Here is a 23,872-nt window from a genome sequence, read left to right on the forward strand (position 1 = left end):
GTGGTGGTTTGCTTAAACAAGCCGTTATTGGCTGTCAATGAATCTTTCCGGTTATTCACTTTTTTTACTTTCAAGTTTTAGTTATTAATATCCAACATTTAACTTAAATCTGACTGACCATTTAAGTGGTAGAAAATCTTTCCGTTTTTTGTTATTAGCCCACACCTTCAAGAAAAATATTAATATACTCTTATAACTTGTTTGCTATAAATAAAATATATTCTTTTAATGCTGAAGTTATTGTGATCTCTTCGGATTCATAGATTTCAACAATCAGAGGAACTATGTTTAATAGATCACTTTTAAAATTTTCTTCAGTAAAAGTTTTGTTTTTAAATATCTGATCTATAGATTTATCCTTTTCAATAAAAAATAATTTATCATTTGAAACAATTCTATCCCTATAAAAGCTTGCATCGTTTGCTTCACATATGATAAATTTTTTTTCGCCAAATAAGAAACGTTTTTTTCCTTGGAGCGGAATAGTTATTAAGGGTGATTCTAAAGCATCATTTGAAGTTGAAATTGTATATTGATACATGGTAAAATTAATATTTTTTAGTAGGTTTAGTACTTCATAAATTACATTTTCTATCGTTTCATATTCATGTGTCTCATTATTATATTTACCAAATGTCGATATTTGAAAAGAGTAATACATCTGCAAACTTCCTATTCTCCTTTTCCTATAGTCTTTCGCCATACAACATGACCTCTAATCCATTTTCCATTGTGTTTAGAATATTTATTGCATTGAATATGATAACCATGTCCGTGCTCAGGTGGGTGAAATTCTATAGAACGATAAATTCTTTTTCCTTTTCTAGTAGTTGAGTAAAGAATCCCCCACCTTCCTTTTTCCTTACTACCAGTATTTTTTATTCTCCCCACTTTTATTATCCTAAAACCCATTTTGTTTCTTACTTTTTTTACATACTTAGAAATATATTTCCAAGCATTACGAAATCCTTTAGCGACATGCTTGGATATGATTTTTAAAGTACCTATACTTATTTTTATCTCGCCATCTAGATCCACATTCACTATTGGATTATTGCTAACGTAATTATATTCATTCTGTGAAAAAGGATCATCTTTGTCCCCAGGCTGTGGATCCATTGCTAAAAATGTCCCATTCGCAGGGTTATAGTACCTCGCTTTCAAATAGTAATCCTTCGTCTCAGCATCATAATAGTACCCGGCATACCGAATCGGATTGTATTTGGCAATTTCACCAGTTTCAGTCAGCACATTCCCGTATGCGTCATAAGTGTAGGAACCCACTTCGTTTCCAGACTGATCCACAATGGAAATGACATCCCCACGATGGTTCGTCCAGAAGAAGTATGCTTTATTGGCCCATTGTCCAGTGCTATCCTGCTGGCGAATGATCATGCCGAGCGGTGTTGTACCGTCTGAATCCCATTTGTAATACTTGTACTGCGTGATGGTACCGTTGTTTTTCACTACTTCCATGGACAAATTGTTGTCCTGGTCATAGTAGTATTCATTTGTTTTCGTTCCAACGGTTTTCTTTGTCCGCAGCCCGTTTTCATCATACGTATACTCGGCAACAGTTGTTCCGCTGAGTGTGGTAACTTTCGTCATCTGACCTAACGCGTTATACGTATATTTATCATTTTCATCCTGCGTTAAATTGCCGTCCTTGTCATACGTAAAGGCGGTGCCATTTTTCTTCACGATCTGGTTGGCATCGTTATACGTATAATTGGACGTTTTCCCGTTAACCGTTGCCTGCGTCCGGTTTCCGACCGCGTCATACGTATAGCTATTCGTCGTGCCATCCGGCAATATTTCTTTCGTTAATTGGTTATTCTGGTCATACGTGTAACTTGTATCGCCTTTTGCCGTTGTTTCTTTTGTGATATTGGCTGATCCGTCGTACTGATAAGCAAACTGGGCAGCTGCTGTTGTGCTGCTTCCTTTGAAATACTGGATACTTTGGATATTGTTTGCGGTATCCAAAGTGGTGGTTTGCTTAAACAGGCCGTTATTGGCTGTTAATGAATCTTTCCGATTATCCAGATCATACCCGTATTGGAACTGCAACAGCGTATCGCCATTCAGCGTTGTATTTACTGTATCTGCTTTTCCTGATTCTATATATGTGTAATTGTTTTTCACTACAACAGATTGCGAATGATACGAATACGTATCGCTTTTCAAGGAATCATCATCGTTGTATTCATTGTTGATCTGATAAGAATCTCCCTGATTGTACTGGGACACCAGGCCGTTATCCGTATAGGCATAGGTTTTAGCGAGAATCTCTGCACCTGTCGCATCTTTCAACGCCGTTTTCGTTACTTGTCCATTATCATCATAAGTGTTGGCAATGTTGTATTCATTTTTTCCTGATGCGTCCGCAACAGTTGTCCCGGTTAGCTGCCCTGCCTCATCATACTGGTACGTCTCTAAAATGCCCGATGCTTTTTTGAAGGTCTGTAGGTTGCCATCTTCATCATACGTATATAGCATTTTCATCGGGTCTGATCCCGAACCGACCGGCAAAGTCACGCTCAATACTTGATTGTTATTGTTATACGTATAGCTTTTTGTAACATTTTTTGCATTTGTCACTGTCAGCATATTGCCGTTGTTGTCATACGTATAGCTCGTTTTATTACCGTTTCCGTCTGTTACGGAAGTTTTTAAATCAGGCGTCAGTGAATCATACGTATAAGAAGTTTTCCTTCCGGCACCGTCCGTCTGGGACACAATCTGGCCGTTATCATCGTATGTCGTACTTGTGGTATTCCCTTTTGCATCTTTTTCGGTAACAGTATGGTCGGTATAGGCTGTTTCCGTATACGTCTCGTTCGGATAAATTTCTTTCGTCTGCCGTCCATATGCATCATACTCAAATTTTGTGATTTCGTCCCCTACCTGCGTCTCGGTGAGATTCCGATTCCCGTCATAGCTGTAAGTAGTCGTAACCCCTTTTGGATCTGTTTTTGATGTGAGTAAATTTTGAGCATTATAGGCATATGTCGTCACATTTCCTTCTGCATCCGTTTCTTTCGTTACGTTACCGTTTGCGTCATATACCTTCGTTTCTGTATTGCCTTCTGCGTCGGTCGACTTGATTATATTATAATTTGCATCATATTGTACGGTGCCCGATTTCCCATTTTCATCAACCGTTTCCGTTACGGCAAACGTATTGTTTGCTGTATTCCGGTGATAAACTTTTTGGCTATCATTTGAATCCGTTACCGTAAATTTGTTATTTGGCAAATCATAATTATAGGTTGTTGAGACAGATGATGCTCCGTCTTTTTGCGGTGTGACAACCGTAATCTCGTTATCCTTATATTCCATTGTCCCTTCATTGCCGTTCCCGTCCGTAAAGGAACTTAACCGGTCGCCGTTATCCTCATAATCGTACGAATTGGTAATGGTTTTGCTTGTGCCTTCAGCATGCGTCACTGTATCTGTTAACAGCTTTGGGCGGTCCGCATCGTTGTATTGGTATTCAATCCAGCGATTATTGTAAGCCATTTTACTGACCAGGCCGTCCGCATTATACGCAAGCGTAATGCTTTTGCCAATTGTACTGCCTGAGCTGTCGGTTTCAGCAATTTCCGTCAGTTGATTATTTGTATACTTAAACCGGATCGTATTATGATTTGTATCCTGATAAGCGTACAAACGGTAAGTACCTGAAGTGGGGGCAGATTCAAACAGTTTGGTAAATCCGTCTTTATCAGTTAAAGCAAAACCTGAAGCGCCATTAACTGTCTGCTTCTTTAAGGACAGATATTTTCCTTTTGGCGAAGTGAACGAATCGTTCCCTGGATTATAAACGAACTCATGCCTCGTTCCGTCTTCATCATCATAATACAGATTAGATGATGAAGGTTTTGTTACAAGCGATTCATTCCCGGCGAATGTCCAGCCTGTGCCAAATGCGGAGCTGCGTGTGGATCCTGAATTATAAGACCTCGTAAAATCAAAATCCAGCACCCCACGTGGATAGAGTGAAGCATCTGTGATGGCCATATTCAGGTTCCCGGTTGTAACATTGACGGAAACAGTAGCATTTCCCATCGTATGGGTACCATATGTGAAATCATCTTCCAGACCAAGGAGATCCTCGCGTGATGCCATGTTGACGGTTTTGATTGCAGATGCGGCGCTGACACCCCGCGGACCGCTGATTTTTTCCTTTTCAGATGATGGGGCTATCGCATCATTGTACCGATATGCCTTTACCCTAACCTGGTAACCTTTACCAGGATCCAGCTCCAGTTTTCCTGTCGATTTCCAGGAGGTCACTTTTCCGACATCCACGGGTGACCGGAAAGTTTTTCCGCCATCCGTTGAGATTTCCACCAAGTAACCACCGGCTCCTGTGACAGCATCCCATTTGACGTTTAAAATACCCTTCGCACTCACAGGGTCTGCAAGTTCCGCTGTTGCTGCAACATTTTTCGGCGTTTCCAGCGGGATATATCCGTAATTCGTATCGGCTGACGGTGTGGTTCCCGCCGGACAGACTGCTTTGATGGTAATCGAATACCGGTGAAAATAATCATAGCCTCCGCCATCGGCCACTGCATTTTTGTATACCGGATTTGGGTCAATCGGCAATTCCGCGCCTGTTTTATCCAGGTGGAGCAAATACTTTCCGGCAGCAATTTCACTATCTGTCGGCCACAGTTTCTGGCCTTTGGTCGACCAGCTGGTGGCATTTCCGGCATTAAAATCCTGATAGTCTTTTCCGTTATAGATCCGGACGATATATCCTGTTGCCCCTTCCACCGGATCCCACGATATATCCAGCCATCCCCTTCCTTTATTTACGGAATCGGATTCAGAATAAGCGCTCGCTTTTACATCCGGCCTGTCCGGCGTATCTACAAGGCCGTTTGGAATAGGCTTGGATACAACGGTGGAGGCGGGGCTGCTTCCTCCCGGGTAATTGGCAATCACGCGGAACTGATAATTTTTATTTTTGGTGGCCGTGCCGCTTTTTGCACTGTAAAAGGCACTCGGATCAACCGGCAGCTCGACACCCGTCCCGTCCGTTTTAAAAGCGGAACTGGTGGAATACGGCGACTTCGGAAAGATCTTTTTCCCCTTTGTAGTCCAACTCGTTGCCGTTCCTTTATAAACGGTTTCATAGCTTTTCCCGTCATACATCTGCAGGCTGTAAGATTCCACATTGTTCACTTTTGGCCAGGAAACATTTACATAGCCTGTTGCAGAACCGGCCGATGTCTGTGCAGCAGACAAGGTCAGGCTTTTCATTTCCGGATAATGGTACGTGACGACAAGTTTTGCTTTATTTGCACTTTCTGAAGCAGTAATCTTTTTCCAATATGTTTGACCATTGCCATTTTCATGGAATTTAAAACCGTAGTTTGGATACTCACCATCCACCACTCCCTGAACAGTGCCTTTTACATTGAAGGTGGCCCATTGGTTCCGGGCTGCTGTCGTACTTGTAATGTTTGTTGAGCCCGGCTTGTTATTCCAATTCATTGTATCAGCCGACCAGGAAGATTGTACCCGGTCCACCCATATGCTTGTTTTAGTTGTGGCATAGTAAGAATGGGTGATATAGGCTTTTAAATCCGCCGAATCAATGATTGCCCCTTTTAAATCAGAAGGGATTGCAAACTTCATATAGGCATAATTGGTGCCGGTTGTATTGTCATATTTCCCAACCTTAAGGACATACTCACCCTGGGAAGAATCCCACTCTTTGTTATAGTTTGTCGTGGGATATGCACTCGCCACGAATGTATCTGCATTGACATCTAAGGAAACAGAAGGGTCTACATAAACCGGATAAACGCGGTCTTTTGATTCCAGCCAGTCTTTATCTGCAGTTAAGCTGAGTTTATACTGGCCATCCCCATCAGCAGATAAGGAATAATGCAAATCATTTGACTTTACACCACTGCCCAGTCCATCATTGTAATTGGAATCTTCCATTTGTGGGCGCGGCAGTACAAACACCTGATCTTTAAAATCAGAATCCTGATAGAAACCGACTGAACCATCGCCGTTCAGACGGGCAGCCAGGTCTGTTTTGATGATGTAGTTGAATTGGTTTATTCCAGTATACTGATTAATAATCCAATCTTCTTTTACTTCTTCGTTGAATGTAACATGCCGCAAATCAATGCCATTAAAAATATTTTGGTACATTATTTGATTGTCTTCATATTTTGTTCGGGCTGAAGGGTTGGCAGCAGTGGTTGTACTTCCGTCCGAGGCAGAGAGATTGGAAAAGATAATGTCATGGTTTCCAACAGAGAAGGTCATATCTTTGTCAGAGGTCTTGTAAGTTTTTGGGAAAGTTGCATCCAATGTGGTGTTATCTGCTTCTACTACATTGGCGTTATCTTCATCTTCCACAAGTTTGTCTGAAATGTTTACCCATTTTCCGTCATCTTTGCGGTGAATCGGTTCTTGATAAATTTCCTTTTTAAAATCCCCCTCATTGTTGGTATACGTTTTGGAATAGGCATCCCTATCCGACACAAGTTCATGATACGCTGAATCCTCATTTTGGCCGGTACCGGCGCTCGCTGTCGAATTCTCTGTTGAATGGCCCGAACCGGAATCATTGGATTCAGCACCTGCATGCATGGGCAGCAAGGACGCAATCATTAAAATCGACAGCAGGCGCGCTAAATGTTTTTTGAACACAAAATATCCCCCAGTATTACAAAATTTTTACTAGCTTTTAAGAATTGTATCACGCGTAGTAACCCCTTACAAGAAAATTTTTCAAAACTTTCTTTCCTCATTCTGGTAATTAGCAAGATGGCTATGTGCTGCTTTTTATGCTGCAATATTTCATTTCCGGTTGGTGCTGGGAATGATTTTTTTATCGGTAAATCGGCATTCGCAACCCGTTAATTTTGCCGGAAACAGTTGCGGCTTCCTTCATACCGGACCAGGCCGGGCACAAAAGAAGCCACTTCCGTTCGTGTAAAGTTTTATGCGTTTCCTTTTTCCACTGCTTCCGGGACGGTTTGCAACCCATTTTCGCTCCGGGTTTTGCGGATCAGGCCGACAAGCAAATAGACAACCGGGGTCATGATGATCGAAGCTGCAAATTTAAAAATATACTGGGTGAGAATCAGCGTTCCAATCATCCCGGCCGGCACCGTTCCGTAAAAAGCTATCACAATAAAAATAGACGTATCGATCAACTGGCTGAACATCGTGGAAGCATTGTTGCGCAGCCACAGTTTTTTTCTACCGTGCCTTATTTTCAGCTTATGAAATACAAAAACATCGAGATTTTGGCTGACCCAATACGAAATCAGGCTGGCCAACACGACGCGGAAACTGCCGCTTAAAATCGTTTTAAAGGCATCCTGGTGCTGAAAAGAAGGGGCAGCCGGGAGATGGATGGCGGCCACGATAAAAACCAGGGCAAGGATTTGGGTGAGAAAGCCTGCCTGAACCGTTGCCCGGCCCGCCTTTTTCCCGTAAACTTCCACTGTAACATCAACAAGGGGATACGTAAAAATGTAAATGATGGCGGCAGCGGGCAGCACAATCGCATCGCCAATATGAAACAGCTTCACAGAAATGATATTCGATAAAATCAGCAGCCCGACAAACATGCCATTTAAGTATGCATTCATCTGTATCCCCCTCACCGGTTATCCACTTTTTCAGGATACAGATCGTGATGCATCAGGCGAAAATGGGCCATGTCTTCATATTTGGTGCCCGGCTTCCCGTAATTGCACCACGGATCGATAGAGATGCCCCCGCGCGGCGTAAATTTTCCCCACACTTCAATGTAGCGGGGATCGAGCAGCTTGATGAGATCGTCCATGATGATATTGACGCAGTCTTCATGAAAATCGCCATGGTTGCGGAAACTGAAAAGATACAGTTTCAGAGATTTGCTTTCGACAATTTTTTTGTCCGGTATATAAGAAATATACATGGTTGCAAAATCCGGTTGTCCGGTAAGCGGGCACAGACTTGTAAATTCCGGACAATTGAATTTTACAAAATAGTCACGGTCCGCATGCAGATTGTCAACCGCCTCCAATACCCCGGGATCGTAATCCACCGGGTATTTTGTTTTTTGGTTGCCGAGCAATGTTAAGTCCTGCAATCCTTCTTCCTGTTTTCTTCCAGCCATAAAAAAACCTCCTGTCAAAAATGTTCCCGTCATTTTTTCCAAGAGAGGCGCAGACCCGTGCCAGAATAAGATGAAAAAAGCCACATCCCGTATGGACATGGCTTTTTGATCCATTTATCCATAGTTTTTTATAGAGGGTTTGCTATGAACCTCATGCTTATGCAACTGTTCAATACCTGGTTCCGAAAATCTACATAAAGCTATATAATCATATAGTCTATCTAGATATCCGAATGATTCGCTCCTGAAAACAGGTCCTGGTTGAGCCAGTGAAACAGCTGTACACACAATTGCTCTATGCCGGGTAAGGCGTTCCTTACCATTTTAGAAAATGATGCGGCGCCTGTAAACCCTTTGAGCTGGAGAATCTTCCATTCAGCCATCTCGAAACAAGAAATAAACAGTAATCCGTGCCGGCCCCGAATAAGAGGACAGTCATGATCGAAGTGGCCTGGGAATCCACTGTAATGATGGCTTCTTTTGCAAGAATACCCAATATCCGCCCGATTGCCCCGTAAGCAAATATGACACCGATGAGCGGGACAAGCGCCAGAATCGGCGACCGGTACAATACAATCAGCAGCACGAGCACAAGCATCACGGTCGAAACCAGCAGGGTGATATCCGCTTTGCTAAAAAGCGACACCGCATCCGTGGAAATGCCCGCAGGCCCTGTGAAGCGGACATGCAGGCCGGCATCCGCCAGTTTCTTGTTCAAAACGGCTTTCGATTCGAAGGATGCCACTCTCTTCTTCAATTCTTTCAAGTTATCGGAAAGTTCATCCGTCCCTGCATTCTTTTTCAAAAATACCGGCGTGGCAATCGTTGTGCCGTCTTTTGAAGCCTGGCTGCCCAGTACCTGCGGCGGCATTTTTTCGTACGGTGGAATAAAACTTTGTGCGGGAAGCGGGTTTTTCTTTAAATCCGCGTACAATTTAGCAATCGTTCCGTAATCCTGCTGCGAGAGGCCGCCTTCGCGGTACCAGGCGATAAGAAGCGGCGTGCCTGCATCCGGAAACTGTTTTTCGGCCACCTTTTCAGCCCGGGCGGACATGGCTGAAGCCGGCAGATTTGCTGCGCTGTTATCCGTTACTTTATTCACATTCGGAAAAACGGCAGATGAAACGGCCAAACAACCAAATTGGGCGGGCAGTCCCATGCCGGGAGCCGGATTTGAACCGTATTTTTGAAAGCGAAAGAAAAGCCTGCCTGTAAAAACAGGTTTTTCCGGATAAAAAGCGGGAATAGTGCCCTTGTTCTATTCGCTTTTTGGCGTGCTTAAAATCATAATTGATTGAAAATTTTTCCGCATTCACTTATACTAAACGCATCAACCTAGTTCTTTTGGAAGGGGTATTTTTCTTGGAACGAAATCATACGATTCTGCAGTTTTTTGAATGGAATACGCCGGCAGACGGCAGCCATTGGAACCGGCTGAAAGAAATGGCGCCTGAATTAAAGAAAACCGGGATTGATGCCGTCTGGCTTCCGCCGGTGACAAAAGGGCAGTCAGACATGGACAATGGTTATGGGGTATACGACCATTACGACCTTGGGGAGTTTGACCAGAAAGGCACCGTCAGGACAAAGTACGGGACGAAACAGCAATTGCATGAAGCGATCAGCGCCTGCCATGAGCAAGATATCCAGGTCTATATCGATGTCGTCATGAACCATAAAGCGGGCGCGGATGAAACCGAAGCTTTCCAAGTGGTGGAAGTCGACCCGATGGACCGCAACAAAGAAATTTCCGAACCGTTTGAAATAGAAGGCTGGACAAAATTTAATTTTACAAACCGGAAAGATAAGTATTCTGCTTTTAAGTGGGACCACACCCATTTCACCGGCGTCGATTATGACAACCGGACAGGGCGGAAAGGCATTTTCCGCATTGTCGGGGAAAATAAGCATTGGGATGAGCATGTCGACAACGAATTTGGAAACTTCGACTACTTGATGTACGCGGACATTGATTACAACCGTCCGGATGTCAAAAAAGAAATGATCGAATGGGGAAAATGGCTGGCCGATACGGCTGGTTGCGACGGCTACCGGCTCGATGCCATAAAGCATATCAAGCATGACTTTATTCGCGACTTTGCCACTGCTTTAATGGAACACCGCGGAGACCAATTTTATTTTGTCGGCGAGTTCTGGAACCCGCAGCTGGAAGCGTGCCAAAAATACCTCGACCATGTCCAGTTTAAAATCGATTTGTTCGATGTTGCGCTGCATTATAAATTGCATGAAGCATCCAAAAAAGGGCGCCATTTTGACCTCACGACCATTTTTCAAGATACGCTCGTCCAAACACACCCGCTGAATGCTGTTACGTTTGTTGATAATCATGATTCACAGCCGAACGAATCGTTGGAATCATGGGTGGACGACTGGTTTAAGCAGAGCGCCTATGCTTTGATCCTGCTGCGGAAAGACGGTTATCCGTGCGTCTTTTACGGGGATATGTACGGCATCGGCGGCGACCATCCGATTCCCGGAAAAAAAGGCGCCCTTTCCCCGCTTTTATCTGTCCGGCGGGAAAAAGCGTATGGCGAGCAGGATGATTATTTTGACCATCCGAACACCATCGGCTGGGTACGCCGCGGCGTTCCGGAGATGCCGCATTCCGGCTGTGCCGTCGTCATCTCAAACGGCGAGAACGGCGAAAAAAGAATGCTTGCCGGAAAAGAGCGCGCTGGCGAGGTTTGGGTGGACGCCACCGGCAACCGGCAGGAAAAAATTACAATTGGCGAAGACGGCTATGCGGCTTTTCCGGTGAACGGCGGCAGCGTTTCTGTCTGGGTACAGGAAACGGGCGAAAACTAAGGAGGGGCACTGTTCCATGTTCCGGAACGGTGCTTGTTTCATTCTTTTTCCCAAATTCAGTCGCTGGCATGCCCAACCAATGTGCGGCATCGTTCCCCGCCCGCTTCCAGGTCATTCCCGGATTTTTTTTAGCGCGGCCTTTCGGATGAAGCGTTCGACGCCTATTTTACAAAGGACAAACCGGTTGTTTTTGCCTTCCATGGCTACGAAAGCCTGATCAAAGACTTGTTCTTTGATCGTGCAAACCGCAATCTGCATGTGCACGACTACCGTGAAAACGGGGATATCACGACGCCGTTTGATATGCGCGTGATGAACCAGATGGACCGGTTTGATCTTGTAAAAGAAGTGGTGTCAAGCCTGCCCGATGCATCCCGGCATGCAGCCCTCATCAGCGAAATGGACGGCATGCTGCAAAAGCATCACGCGTACATCCGCGAAGAAGGCACTGATCTGCCGGAAATCGAAAACTGGCAGTGGCAAGCGTTAAAATAACAGCAGGAAAATCCGGCCGGCGTTTCGAAGCCGCTGAAAAAAAGTCTCATTGAAACCATAAAAACGGCGGGACACCATCATGAATCGTGTCCCACCGTTTTTTTTTTGCATCCTATAGAGGAAATGGGTTTTTTCTTTTCCAAATACAATATATCTATTTCAATAAATAGAATTTTATTTTAAAATAAAAGGAAAAGAAACTGCGAAAATGATAATGATAATCAATTAAATCTTACATCATGCGGGTGATAAAATGGAGCTAAGACAGGCATTGCATCAATTTTTCCTTGAAAAAACATGGCAATTGACGGAAGACTGGTACGCATCGCTCGACAAAAGCACCGTGCAGGGGGTTTATGCGTCCACCGACCCCGAAGTGGTTGCAAAACTGAAAGAGCAAAACCACGAGTTCCACGTCCAGTTTTGTGAAGTGTTTTTAAAAGATGAAGATACATTTTTACACCATTTTGAAAAGTGGGTAATGAACGTTGCACAGGATGAAGAGCATCTTTCCACACCGAACCACTTTATTTTGCGCGAGTTCTTCCACACGCAGGAACAATATCTCGATCTGTTTGATTCATTTGTTGCAGCCCACGAGGGAAAATATACATACGAGGAACTGAATTTTTGGAGAAGGGCGATCATCCGGACATTCGAACATGTCATGCTCAGGTTTATGAAAGAAAACCACTATTATTCCTTAAAGCGATTGGAGTCCCAGCAGGAAATGATTAAAGAGCTGAGTTCCCCCGTCATTATGGTCGGCAAAAATACCGCGCTGCTGCCGCTTGTCGGGGAAATTGATTCCAACCGTGCGAAAATTATTCTGGAAAAAACACTCGAACAATGCGCAGAAAAAAGCGTTCTCCTTCTGTACATTGATTTATCCGGCGTGGTCGTCATCGATACGATGGTCGCCCAGCAAATTTTCCGGCTGATTGAGACGCTGCGGTTAATCGGGGTAAAATGCATTCTTTCCGGCATCCGTCCGGAGGTGGCGCAAACTGCCATTCAATTGGGCATTGATTTTAATGACATAACGATCCACTCAAAACTGGAACTCATGCCGGAATGATGAAGGATCTATCAATCTACTACATAAAGGATGCAACAGGGTGTTGCATCCTTTTTGCTGTCTCCCTAAACCGCCCGCTTATGATTATTTTTATATGAACAGGGTAAAAAAACGATGAGCAAGTTAGCAAATCGGACAAACTTTGGGAAGGAGAAAGCCATGGGGCAGCATGTTAAAAAAGGGGCATTTCTATTCTTATCTGCAATGCTAGTCGTCCTTTTATCGGCATGTGCGAAAAAGGATGAACTGCCGGACGGGGCAAAACTGATCCATAAAGATACATTTACATTTGTGGCTTCCGGCGAATTCAAACCATTTAGCTATGTGAAAGACGATTTGACCATGACTGGATTTGATATTGAAGTAGGAAATGCGATTGCAAAAGAACTTGGGCTAAAGCCTGTCCAAAAACGGATGAAATTCAAAGGGCTTGTGGAAGGCATCAATACCGGCCGGGCAGATGCAGCGGTTGCAAGCCATACCGTGACCCCGCAGCGCAGCAAACATGTCATCTTTACAACCCCTTACTACTATTCCGGGCCGCAAATTTTTACAAGGCCGGACAGCGCGATAAAAACCGTTAAAGATCTTTCCGGCAAGGAAGTAGCCGCCGCAAAAGGATCTACTTATGCGGACATTGCTTCCAAATATACAAAAAATGTAAAAGTGTATGATAGTGATATCACTGCTCTGAAAGCACTTTCGGAAGGTCGCCACGATGCCGTCATTACCGACTTTGTGACGGGAAAGACCGCGATCAAAGAAGGGTACAAAATTACTGGCCGGCAGCTGATCGAGCGGAGCGAGCAGGCCATTGTCGTGGCAAAAGACAATCCGAAGCTTGCAAAAGATATTAACCGGGCGCTTGAAAAACTTAGAAAAGACGGGACGCTTGCACGAATCAGCAAAAAATACTTTGGCGAAGACATCACCAAAAAACCGAACTAGACCGGCAGAAAGGAATGTTGTACATTGCCTAGTTTTTCTCACTTTTTCCATGTGCTCGCCAGTACGAAGCACGTTTTCCTCGAAGCAATGGTTTTGACGCTTGAACTGACCATCGTTTCGATTTTAATCGGCGTTGCCATCGGGCTTCTGTTTGCCCTGTTAAAAATTTCCCGGATCAAAATATTCGGGTTGATTTCCGATCTTTATATTTACCTTATCCGCGGCACGCCGCTCATCGTGCAAATCTTTATTCTTTATTTCGGGCTTAGCGGGCTCTTTCTGATCCCTGACTTCTGGGCGGCTTCCCTTGCACTCGCGCTGCATAACGGCGCCTATATTGCCGAAATCTTGCGCGGCACGATCCAGTCGATCGACAAAGGGCAGATGGAAGCCGGCCGTTCCCTTGGTATGACAAAATCGCTTGCACTGCGCCGGATCATTTTGCCGCAGGCATTCCGGAGGGCGCTGCCGCCGCTCGGCAATCAATTCATCATTTGCTTAAAAGATTCATCGCTGGCCGCATTTATTTCCATGGACGAGCTGTTCAATATCGCAACGACCCTTGGCGCCAACAATTTTGACGAAATGACGTATTTATTGATCGTCGCAGTCTATTACTTAATCCTTGTCGCCCTGCTGACGTTTATTGTCAGCCGCGCGGAAAAATATTTAGCTGTCAGTGATTAAAGGAGGCTCCGTTCCTATGAAGGAAATGATTACGGTCGAAAACTTAAATAAATCGTTTGGCGATCTCCACGTTTTAAAAAATATTAATCTCGCAGTACACGAAAGCGATGTGATCTGCCTGATTGGCTCAAGCGGTTCAGGCAAAAGCACCCTGCTCCGCTGCCTCAATTTTTTGGAGAAAAAAGACAGCGGCACAATTAAAATTGAAGGGGAGGAAATCACACCAAAAACCCATAATATCAATGAAGTGCGGCAAAAGGTCGGCATGGTTTTCCAGCACTTCAACCTGTTTCCGCATAAAACCGTCTTGGAAAACGTGATCGAAGCGCCGGTGATGGTAAAAAAAATCCCCAAAAAACAGGCGGTGGAAGAAGCCCGTGCCCTGCTCGATAAAGTCGGCATTTCCGATAAAGCGGATGTGTATCCGGGCAAACTTTCCGGCGGGCAGAAACAGCGGGTCGCCATTGCGCGTTCGCTCGCTATGCACCCTGATATCATGCTGTTTGACGAGCCGACTTCCGCCCTTGATCCGGAGCTTGTCGGCGAAGTGCTGGCCACTATGAAAGAACTGGCGGAAGAAGGCATGACCATGGTGATCGTCACACATGAAATGGGTTTTGCCCGCGAAGTCGCAGACCGGATTGTTTATATGAATGAAGGTAGGATTATTGAAAAAGGCACCCCTGAACAAATTTTTGAAAACCCGCAGGAGGAAAGGACAAAAGAATTTTTGAAAACGACCGTATTGAAATGATGAAGGTTTTAACCAAGGCGTCATGAAAAATTTTCTTCTTGCTATTTTAAGTCCGTGCTGATACGATAGAAGAGCATGATTTGGAAGGCATATATTCAGCATCAGGAGTCTTTCCAAGCAGATAATTTTGGCCAGTGGAGTAAAGGCATCGGTGTGCCGGGCCAAATGCCGAATCGGCAACTTTTGGTTGCCTTATTGATTGAGTGGGAAACTCAAATTTTATAAGTTGGTTACTTTACAACCGGTGCTTGTGCACATCAACTTGTGAAACGATCAATAAGAGTGGTAAAAGTAATTATTTGCTATATAGACTCTGATCCTATAAGAATATAAAGCTTTCTTCCATATTGTCCACGGACTTTTATGGCAGGCGTATATCTGTTTATGCGGATATGCATGCTTTTTTAGGATGATGATTTCAAGCAAGTGTTGTGCGCACGTATGCGGATTGCACTTGCTTTTTATTATGCAAAAATTCTATTTGAAGGAGACAGAAGAATGGGAAAAGCGTTGATTATCGGGGCCGGCGGCGTGGCATCGGTCGCTGCGCATAAATGTGTCCAAAACAGCGAAGTCTTTGAAGAAATCTGCATCGCAAGCCGCACGAAATCAAAATGCGATGCGTTAAAAGCAAAGCTTGACGGCGGAAAAACGAAAGTGACGACTGCACAGGTCGATGCCAATCACGTCGATGAACTGGTTGCTTTAATTGAAAAAGTGAAACCGGATGTCGTCATGAATCTGGCGCTGCCTTACCAGGATTTAACCATCATGGAAGCCTGCCTTCAAACAAAAACAAACTATCTCGACACCGCGAACTATGAGCCGGAAGACACGGCAAAATTTGAATACAAATGGCAATGGGCATACCGCGAACGTTTTGAAGAAGCCGGCATTACCGCCCTTCTCGGCAGCGGCTTTGACCCGGGCGTAACAGGCGTATTTTCCGCTTATGCCCTGAAACACCATTTTGATGAAATCAATTATATTGATATTTTGGACTGCAATGCCGGCGACCATGGCTATCCGTTCGCAACAAACTTCAACCCGGAAATCAACATCCGCGAAGTTTCCGCCAACGGCAGCTACTGGGAAAACGGCAAATGGATCGAAACAAAACCGATGGAGATCAAACGCGTGTATGATTTTCCTGAAATCGGCGAACGCGACATGTACCTGCTGCACCATGAAGAGCTGGAGTCGCTTGCCGCAAATATCCCTGGCATTAAACGGATCCGTTTCTTCATGACGTTTGGCGAAAGTTACCTGACACATTTGAAATGCCTGGAAAACGTCGGCATGACTTCAATTGAGCCGATTGAATTTGAAGGCAAACAAATCGTGCCGCTGCAATTTCTGAAAGCTGTGCTGCCGGATCCGGCTTCCCTCGGCCCGCGCACAAAAGGGAAAACGAATATCGGCTGCATTTTCCGCGGCAAAAAAGACGGCAAGGACAAAACCTATTACCTTTACAATGTGTGCGACCATGAAGCCTGCTACAAAGAAGTCGGCTCGCAGGCGGTATCGTACACAACCGGCGTGCCGGCGATGATCGGCGCGATGATGCTGATCCAGGGCAAATGGGACAGAAAAGGCGTTTATAATGTGGAAGAGTTCGATCCTGATCCGTTCATGGAAGCTCTGAACAAATGGGGCCTGCCGTGGAAAGAAAGCTATAATCCGGAGCTTGTCGACTGATGCGATTTGAAGAACTGCCGACGCCTTGCTATGTAGTTGATGAACAAAAGCTCGAAGACAATTTGAAAATTTTAAACGGCGTGATGAAACGGACCGGGTGTAAAATTGTTTTGGCGCAAAAAGCTTTTTCGATGTTTGCTTTGTACCCGCTCATCGGCAAATACTTGAGCGGGACAACAGCAAGCGGCTTATATGAAGCGCGCCTCGGGCATGAGGAAATGGGAAAAGAAAACCATATTTTTTCCGCCGCTTACCGTGAAGATGAAATCGATGAGATCGTCTCGATTTGCGATCATGTTATTTTTAATTCATTTTCACAGCTTGAGAAATTCAAAGGCCGCGTGCTTGCAGGCGGGAAAAAGGCGGGCCTGCGCATCAATCCGGAATGCTCGACACAGACCGGGCATGCAATTTATGACCCTTGTTCGCCGGGCTCGCGCTTCGGTGTGACGCAGGAACAGTTCCGCCCTAATCTTCTGGACGGCGTAACCGGCCTCCATTTCCACACGCTCTGCCAGCAAAATGCGGACGATCTGGAGACAACGCTGAATGCCGTTGAAGAAAAGTTCGGGGAATGGCTGCCGCAAATGGAATGGATCAATTTCGGCGGCGGCCACCATATTACGAGGGAAGGCTATGACATTCCCTTGCTCGAAAAATGCATCAAGCGGATGCAGGACAAGTACGGTTTGGAAGTCTACCTTGAGCCGGGCGAAGCTGTTGCTTTAAATGCCGGCTATCTTGTCACGACAGTGCTTGACACAGTGAAAAACGGCATGGACATCGCGATCCTCGATACGTCCGCCTCGTGCCATATGCCGGATGTGCTGGAAATGCCGTACCGCCCGCCGCTCATCGGGGCCGGGGAGCCGGGCGAAAAACCGTATACGTACCGGCTTGGCGGCCAAACATGCCTCGCCGGCGATACGATCGGCGATTATTCCTTCGATAAGCCGCTTAAAGAAGGCGTTCGCCTTGTATTTGGCGATATGGCCATCTACACCATGGTGAAAAATACCACCTTTAATGGCATGCCGCTTCCGGCCATCGCGATCCAATATAAAAACGGCGACTGCGCAATTGTCCGTGAATTCGGCTATCACGACTTTAAAATGAGACTCGGGTGAATACCTGCATTACCCGGGCTAAGTGGAAACAATATAGACGAGGGAGAAAAGCGAAACCGCCGGCAGCCTATCCGTGGCTGATGATGCTTTCTGCTGCAGATTACCGGAAAAAGACGGTTAACACGGACATTTTGCAGGAACTGGAGGAATGGGCGATGAATGGGTAGGAAGTGCTTGACGCAATCAAAGAGTGGGAGAATTTGAGTGCCAATCGGGAAAACAAAGTATTGTACGAAGCCCGGCTGAAATTTTACGCGACCAGCTCGCGAATATCCGCGGTGAAAGAGAGGAAGGGCTCAGAGAAGGGATTCAAAAAGGGATTGAAGAAGGGGTACAAATAGCAATCAAAAAATGCTGAGCAAAGGCACCCCACCCGAAACGATCGCAGATATGCTTGATTATCCGCTTGAAGAAATCAAAAAAACCCAGCGGGAATTAGAGCGGGGTAGCTAACTGAATCGCGCGCCCGCCGCTTCCAAACGCAAGGGGGCTTTTCCAATGCCGGACTGGCGGCGGAATGGCCCCCTTTGCTATCTTGGTTGCATGCTTCCGGCTTCCCTTTTTTCCACAACATTGTTATAATAATATTTGGAAGCTTCCAATAACCTGGGGTTTCCGGCATGCCCATACGCAAACCCGGACAGCTATCTTCTTTAGTATTTTTACTATTTGAAGCCATTAGGTGTTCTTTTTGTGTTGCCTAAATTTCAATAAATGGAGGGATGGCAATGAAAAAGCGGGCAATTGTGTATTGCGAAAACCAATTTGGCACAACAGATGGCAAAACAGCAAACGGGCTCATCCGTGAACCCGGGAATTACACCATTACTGCCGTCATTGACAGCAGCAAACACGGGCAGGATGCCGGCATGCTCCTCGACAACAAATGGAGCGGCATTCCGGTTTGCAAAGACCTGGAAGACGCGCTCATCCACTCCGGCCCGAAACCGGATGACTTCATTTTCGGCATCGCGCCGGCGAACGCCTTTTTAAAGCCGGAAGAAAGAAAAGTCATCCTGCAAGCAATGGAAGCCGGATTGAACATCATTAACCCGCTCCAGGAATTCTTAACCGATGATGAAGAAATGGTGGCCCATGCAAAGGCTTGCGGTGTCACGATCCGCGATATCCGTAAACCGCGGCCGAAAAAAGAATGGACTTTGTTTACCGGAGAAATTTTGAAAATGAACACCCCTGTCGTTGCCGTGCTCGGGACAGACGGGGCCTGCGGAAAACGGACAACCGCCAAATGCATTGAAAAGGCATTCATGGAAAAAGGCTACCGCCCGGCATTTATCGCAACCGGGCAGACAGGTTTGATCCAGGGCGCCAAGTACGGGTTTGCGATGGATGCTTTCCCGCTCCAATATTTAATCGGCGAACTGGAACGCGAAATTTTGCGGGCCAATAAACAAGAACACCCGGATATTATCATCGTGGAAGGCCAGGGCGCGCTCAGCCACCCGGCATATGCAAGCTCAACCGGCATTTTAAAAGGAGCAAGGCCGCAAGCAGTCATTTTACAGCACGCCCCGAAACGAAAATATTTATCCGATTTTCCATTTGCCGAAGTGCCGAAAGTGGAAGATGAAATCAGCCTGATTGAACATTTCGGAAAGACAAAAGTCATCGGCATTACGCTCAACCATGATGGAATGGCAGACAGCGAACTGGAAGACACCATCCGCCGCTATGAAGAAACTTACCATCTTCCGGTTACGGATGTTTTAAAAACCGGCACAGACAAAATCATAAACGCCCTGATCGATTTCTTCCCTTCCCTGAAAAAGGCAGTGGTTTCCTGATGGCCGTTCTGCCACGGGTGGAAATCAATCTGGAGAAGATCCGGCATAATGCGGAAACATTAAAACAATTATTCGGGAGGAAAGGAATCAGCATTACAGGCGTTGTGAAAGGTGTCGCAGCCGATTTAAAAATTGCCGGCACCCTGGTGGATGCAGGCATCAAAAGCCTCGCAGACTCGAAGATTGCAAATATCGAAAAAATGAGAAAAGCGGGAATCAAGGCGGATTTGATTTTGCTCCGTGCCCCCGGGATCAGCGAAGCGGAAAAAACGGTCCGGTTTGCGGATATCAGCATGAACACGGAGCTGGATACGATCCGCGCATTATCCGCTGAAGCGGTGCGGCAACAGAAAACCCATAAAATCATCCTGATGGTGGAAATGGGAGATTTGAGGGAAGGCATATTATTAAAAGATGCCCCTGCTGTGATCAGAGAAATATTAACCTGCCCCGGGATTGAACTGGCCGGAATCGGGACAAATTTTGCCTGCTTTGGAGGCGTGCTCCCGACCGAACAGAAGATGCAGGCGTTTTCCCGGTTTGTCCATGCCATGCAGGAGCTGTTTTCCCTCAAACTTCCTTATGTTTCCGGCGGCAACTCCGCCAACTACAACTGGGCCGTAAAAACAAAAGACGCCGGGGCCGTAAACAATGTGCGGCTCGGCGAGTCCATTTTGCTGGGCCGCGAAACATCAGGCGGGCATACCATTCCGTCTTTATATCAGGATGCCTTTTGCTTTGTTGCCGAAGTCATCGAATCAAAAATCAAACCTTCCGTGCCGTATGGGACAATCGGCAAAAATGCATTCGGGGAACAGGTCACCTTTATCGACAGGGGCAACAGAAGGCGGACGATTGTCAGTGCAGGGCGGCATGATGTGCTTGTTTCAGGCCTTACCCCTGTCCGGCCGTTCCATATCATTGGCTCAAGCAGCGACCATATCATTTTGGATACACAAAATGCGGTTCTCGTGCCGGGCGATGAGGTGAGATTTTATATGGACTACGGCGCGATGCTGAGAGCCATGACGTCTCCGTATGTTTATAAAACGTACGTCCATGGTGCGGCCACAACCAAGCCTTACAAACAACAGTTTCTGCTTTCGCGCGGAACAAAGCAAAGCCGGCCCGCGGAAACCGAAAAAAGCCCCGCCAATTAAAGAAAAGCAGGCTGCAAAAACGGCAGCCTGCCTTTTTTACTTCGTTATAATGATGTCTTCCGCACGGATATCACTGCCAAAATATGGCGCCAGATTTTTGTTGTAATCACTTTTGAAAAAGCCATTGTTGTTTAACTTCGTAATTTCTTTGTTCATCCAATTGAGGAGCGATTGATTCCCTTTTTTCACAGCAGGGGCAATATATTGGTTCGGCCCGAGCGTTTTAATGCCAACCGTATAATCCGGATGGTTTTTCACCCAGGCATACAGGTAGGAATTGTCGTCCGCCAGTGCAACGGCCCGCCCGTTTTTAAGCGCATTGAACTGTTCTGTTTTGGAATCGTACTTTTGCAATTTCACATCTTTTTGTTTGCTTGTAAAATAGTTTTCCGCAGTGGTGCCCTTGTTGACGATCAAAGACTTGCCTTTTAATTGGCTGACACTTGTGACCGGCTTTTTCTTCGGTGAAACAACACCGATGGAAACTTTCATGTACGGCTTGGCAAAATCAACAACTTGCTTCCGTTCCGGTGTGACTGTAAAATTCGCCAGAACCAGATCCACTTTATTTGATTTCAATGCATCCACACGGCTGTTGGCATTCACTTGCACGAATTTCACTTTTACGCCAAGATCTTTGGCAACTTGTTTGGCGAGCGCAACATCATATCCCTGGCGTTGCCCGTTTTTATCGACCCATCCGTATGGCGGAAGATCGCCGAATACGGCAATTTTGATCGTGCCGTTTTTCTTAATGGCTGAAACACTGGACGGATTGCTGCTTGAAGAATTGCCGGAACTTTTGCCGCAGCCTGCAAGCGCCAGCGACAAAATTAATAAAAATGCTGAAACCAAACCAAACAAACGATGCTTTTTCATGGTCTAACCCTCCAAAATATTTTTCTTTTAAAAATCCATGCTTTCCAGAAAATTTTTCGCCCGCTCTGTCTGCGGTTTTGTGAAAAATTGGCGCCCGGGGGTTTCTTCGAGAATCTTCCCGTCTTCCAAAAACAAGATTTTTTCCCCGATTTTCCGGGCAAAATTCATTTCATGCGTGACGACAATCATCGTCATCTTTTCTCTTGCCAACCGCAGGATGATCTCGAGCACGCCGCGCACCATTTCCGGGTCAAGCGAGGCGGTCACTTCATCAAACAGCATCAGCTTCGGGTTCAGCTCAAGCGCGCGGACAATCGCCACCCGCTGTTTCTGCCCGCCGGAAAGCTGGCGCGGATAGGCATTGGCATACTGCTCCATGCCGACTTCCTTTAACAGGCCCATTGCCTGGCGCGCCGCTTCGTCTTTTTTCCGTTTCTGGACTTTCACTGCACCGAGCAGGATGTTTTCCAACACCGTCATATTCGGAAACAGATCATAGCTCTGGAAAACCATTCCGATCTGCTGCCTGAGCCTGCGCCAATTTTTCGGCGACGGCCGCACGGTTTCCCCATTAAACAGAATGGTGCCGCCCTGGAAGGCTTCGAGACCGTTTAAGCAGCGGATCAATGTACTTTTTCCCGATCCCGACGGCCCGAGGAGAACAACAACACTGCCTTCCTCCACTTCGAAAGAGATATCCTCCAGCACTTGTTTTTCGCCGTACGATTTTTTTAAATGTTCGACTTTCAGTAAAGGTTCAGCCATTAGCCCCTGCTTTGCCCCTCCTTTCTAACCGCCTTGCCAGCCGGGAAAGCGGATAGCATAAAATGAAATACAGGATAAATATAAAACCGTATATCCAAAACGCGCCATCCTGATAGCGGTGGCTATTCGCTTCGATGATTTGCTGGCCGACATTGATGACATCCACTACGCTGATCAATAGCAAAAGGGAAGTCGTCTTAATTATTCTGGTCATCAGGTTAATGGTCGCCGGAATCATTAAGTGGACTGATTGCGGCAGCAGCACGTACCGGTAAAGCTGAACCGTGCTTAAACCGACCGCTTTTCCGGATTCCACCTGATGCCTTGGGACAGAAATCAGCGCACCACGGACAATATCGCTCATTTCAGCAGCCATCCACAGGCTGAAGACAATCGTCCCGACCGTATCCGCCTTATAGTTGATGTTAAAGCTTTGCGGCAGAATATAGTAAAACAAAAATAACAGGACAATCGTCGGCACGATGCGGAAAAACTCCAAATACAGCCTGAGTAAAAGGCGGAGCAACGGATTGTGCAATGTCCTTAAAACCCCCAGCACGATGCCGAGGATACCGCCGAAAACGATGGACAGAAAAGCAATTTTTGCCGATACGTATAATCCACCCAGTAAACGTAAAAAGTTGGCTCCTTCAAAAAAGATATTAATTCCCAAATGTCCCATAACGCACCTTCTTCTCCAGCCATGTCAGCAAGATGGACAATGGAATTAAAATGATGGCATAAGCCACAACGAGCATAAACAGATACTCATTCGTGTTGTAATACATCCCGATCAAGTCAAGTGCCGTGTTGGTCAGTTCCGGAATCGCCAGCACAGTAAAGATGGATGTTTCCTTGATTAAAAAAATGACATTTGCGGCGAATGCCGGGACACTGAGCATCAATCCCTGCGGAAAGATGACGTAGCGTGCCAGCTGGAACCTGCTCAGACCGATCGCAAGCCCGGACTCAATCTGCGTTTTCGAAACGCCTGCAAGCCCTCCGGAAAACCCTTCTGCCATATAACTGCCGCCAAGAAAAATAATCCCGATAATCCCGCAAACCTCGGCAGAAAATTTGATCCCGACTTGCGGAAGCCCGTAAAAAAGGAAAAATAACTGGATCAATAAAGGCGTATTGCGGGACAGTTCCACATAGGCCGATACAAGCTTCCGTAAAACCGGCACCTTAAAATACTGGATAAAACTGCATATCAAGCCAAGAACACCAGCCCCGATAATGCCGAAAAAGGAAAGCCGCAAAGTGAGCCAGAATCCTTTTTCAAACATGGGCAAGCTGTTTTGCACAACGGTCCAGTCCATCTCACCCCTCCTATTTTGGAAAATTCTCTTCAATCCAGGCGGGCTTGCGCCAGCCGTCCGGTATGTATGGCGTTGCTGTCCCGAATCAGGTGCTTGCGCGTTTAAAGGCCGGACGACAAAAAGCCGTTTCCTAAGAAAACGACTGCCCTTTTTCAGGTATTGCTGCAGTTTTCTTATCTTGA

Annotated in this window: 19 protein-coding genes and 1 pseudogene; 11 read left to right on the forward strand and 9 right to left on the reverse strand. The window is 46.0% G+C overall.

What is annotated here, in order from left to right:
• Positions 1-190: 190 nt before the first annotated feature.
• The 5 genes from NST20_RS15925 to NST20_RS15945 form a co-directional block, all read right to left on the reverse strand.
• Positions 191-703 carry a hypothetical protein gene (locus tag NST20_RS15925; RefSeq protein WP_327077457.1) on the reverse strand — a complete coding sequence of 171 codons (513 nt, stop codon included), beginning with the start codon at positions 701-703 and terminating at the stop codon, positions 191-193.
• A complete protein-coding gene (locus tag NST20_RS15930; protein ID WP_342399809.1) occupies positions 673-6,684 on the reverse strand; it encodes a DNRLRE domain-containing protein in 6,012 nt (2,003 codons plus the stop codon). Before NST20_RS15930 ends, NST20_RS15925 begins: the two co-directional genes overlap by 31 nt.
• A gap of 293 nt (positions 6,685-6,977) precedes the next feature.
• Positions 6,978-7,634 (reverse strand): queuosine precursor transporter, encoded by a 657-nt coding sequence (locus tag NST20_RS15935; protein ID WP_342399810.1) that lies wholly within the window; start codon positions 7,632-7,634, stop codon positions 6,978-6,980.
• A gap of 11 nt (positions 7,635-7,645) precedes the next feature.
• The gene (gene queF, locus NST20_RS15940) at positions 7,646-8,146 is read right to left on the reverse strand and encodes a preQ(1) synthase (protein ID WP_017551191.1); all 501 of its coding nucleotides are present in this window, start codon (positions 8,144-8,146) and stop codon (positions 7,646-7,648) included.
• Between the two features lie 316 nt (positions 8,147-8,462).
• Positions 8,463-9,278: an MMPL family transporter gene (locus NST20_RS15945; RefSeq protein WP_342399811.1), complete on the reverse strand. Its 816-nt coding sequence runs from the start codon at positions 9,276-9,278 to the stop codon at positions 8,463-8,465.
• 230 nt (positions 9,279-9,508) lie between these two features.
• Here NST20_RS15945 and NST20_RS15950 point away from each other — a divergent pair, with 230 nt between their 5' ends.
• The 11 genes and pseudogenes from NST20_RS15950 to NST20_RS16000 all read left to right on the forward strand — a co-directional run bounded on the left by NST20_RS15950 (position 9,509) and on the right by NST20_RS16000 (position 20,724).
• The gene (locus NST20_RS15950) at positions 9,509-10,972 is read left to right on the forward strand and encodes an alpha-amylase (RefSeq protein WP_342399812.1); all 1,464 of its coding nucleotides are present in this window, start codon (positions 9,509-9,511) and stop codon (positions 10,970-10,972) included.
• A gap of 132 nt (positions 10,973-11,104) precedes the next feature.
• Positions 11,105-11,467: pseudogene (locus NST20_RS15955) on the forward strand (phosphoketolase); the annotation flags it as partial.
• Between the two features lie 253 nt (positions 11,468-11,720).
• Positions 11,721-12,545: an STAS domain-containing protein gene (locus tag NST20_RS15960; RefSeq protein WP_342399813.1), complete on the forward strand. Its 825-nt coding sequence runs from the start codon at positions 11,721-11,723 to the stop codon at positions 12,543-12,545.
• A 159-nt stretch (positions 12,546-12,704) separates the two neighbouring features.
• Positions 12,705-13,493, forward strand: coding sequence for a transporter substrate-binding domain-containing protein (locus NST20_RS15965; protein ID WP_035183127.1), 789 nt, complete (start codon positions 12,705-12,707; stop codon positions 13,491-13,493).
• A 24-nt stretch (positions 13,494-13,517) separates the two neighbouring features.
• A complete protein-coding gene (locus tag NST20_RS15970; RefSeq protein ID WP_026683537.1) occupies positions 13,518-14,180 on the forward strand; it encodes an amino acid ABC transporter permease in 663 nt (220 codons plus the stop codon).
• 16 nt (positions 14,181-14,196) lie between these two features.
• Positions 14,197-14,934 carry an amino acid ABC transporter ATP-binding protein gene (locus tag NST20_RS15975; protein WP_035183123.1) on the forward strand — a complete coding sequence of 246 codons (738 nt, stop codon included), beginning with the start codon at positions 14,197-14,199 and terminating at the stop codon, positions 14,932-14,934.
• Between the two features lie 498 nt (positions 14,935-15,432).
• On the forward strand, positions 15,433-16,632 hold the full coding sequence (locus NST20_RS15980; RefSeq protein ID WP_013860852.1) for a saccharopine dehydrogenase family protein: 1,200 nt from the start codon (positions 15,433-15,435) through the stop codon (positions 16,630-16,632).
• Positions 16,632-17,759, forward strand: coding sequence for a carboxynorspermidine decarboxylase (gene nspC, locus NST20_RS15985; RefSeq protein WP_019720098.1), 1,128 nt, complete (start codon positions 16,632-16,634; stop codon positions 17,757-17,759). The genes NST20_RS15980 and nspC overlap by 1 nt, the downstream gene beginning before the upstream one ends.
• Entirely contained in the window at positions 17,756-17,926 is a 171-nt protein-coding gene (locus NST20_RS15990; RefSeq protein WP_235801247.1) for a hypothetical protein, read from the forward strand. Before nspC ends, NST20_RS15990 begins: the two co-directional genes overlap by 4 nt.
• Positions 17,927-18,487: 561 nt before the next feature.
• On the forward strand, positions 18,488-19,564 hold the full coding sequence (locus NST20_RS15995; RefSeq protein ID WP_019720099.1) for a DUF1611 domain-containing protein: 1,077 nt from the start codon (positions 18,488-18,490) through the stop codon (positions 19,562-19,564).
• Complete coding sequence (locus tag NST20_RS16000; RefSeq protein WP_328192410.1) at positions 19,564-20,724, forward strand: alanine/ornithine racemase family PLP-dependent enzyme; 1,161 nt, start codon at positions 19,564-19,566, stop codon at positions 20,722-20,724. The genes NST20_RS15995 and NST20_RS16000 overlap by 1 nt, the downstream gene beginning before the upstream one ends.
• Positions 20,725-20,760: 36 nt before the next feature.
• Here the strand turns inward: NST20_RS16000 and NST20_RS16005 are convergent, their stop codons facing one another.
• From NST20_RS16005 to NST20_RS16020, 4 genes are read right to left on the reverse strand one after another with little or no spacing between them, the layout of a single operon-like run.
• Positions 20,761-21,603 carry a cysteine ABC transporter substrate-binding protein gene (locus NST20_RS16005; protein ID WP_061575436.1) on the reverse strand — a complete coding sequence of 281 codons (843 nt, stop codon included), beginning with the start codon at positions 21,601-21,603 and terminating at the stop codon, positions 20,761-20,763.
• Positions 21,604-21,630: 27 nt separating this feature from the next.
• On the reverse strand, positions 21,631-22,368 hold the full coding sequence (locus NST20_RS16010) for an amino acid ABC transporter ATP-binding protein (protein ID WP_342399814.1): 738 nt from the start codon (positions 22,366-22,368) through the stop codon (positions 21,631-21,633).
• Positions 22,361-23,050 (reverse strand): amino acid ABC transporter permease, encoded by a 690-nt coding sequence (locus NST20_RS16015; RefSeq protein WP_013860859.1) that lies wholly within the window; start codon positions 23,048-23,050, stop codon positions 22,361-22,363. Before NST20_RS16015 ends, NST20_RS16010 begins: the two co-directional genes overlap by 8 nt.
• Positions 23,031-23,690: an amino acid ABC transporter permease gene (locus tag NST20_RS16020; protein WP_013860860.1), complete on the reverse strand. Its 660-nt coding sequence runs from the start codon at positions 23,688-23,690 to the stop codon at positions 23,031-23,033. The genes NST20_RS16015 and NST20_RS16020 overlap by 20 nt, the downstream gene beginning before the upstream one ends.
• Positions 23,691-23,872 lie beyond the last annotated feature (182 nt).

This window comes from Weizmannia sp. FSL W8-0676 (genome assembly GCF_038593015.1).
In the GTDB taxonomy this organism is placed as follows: domain Bacteria; phylum Bacillota; class Bacilli; order Bacillales; family Bacillaceae_C; genus Weizmannia; species Weizmannia coagulans.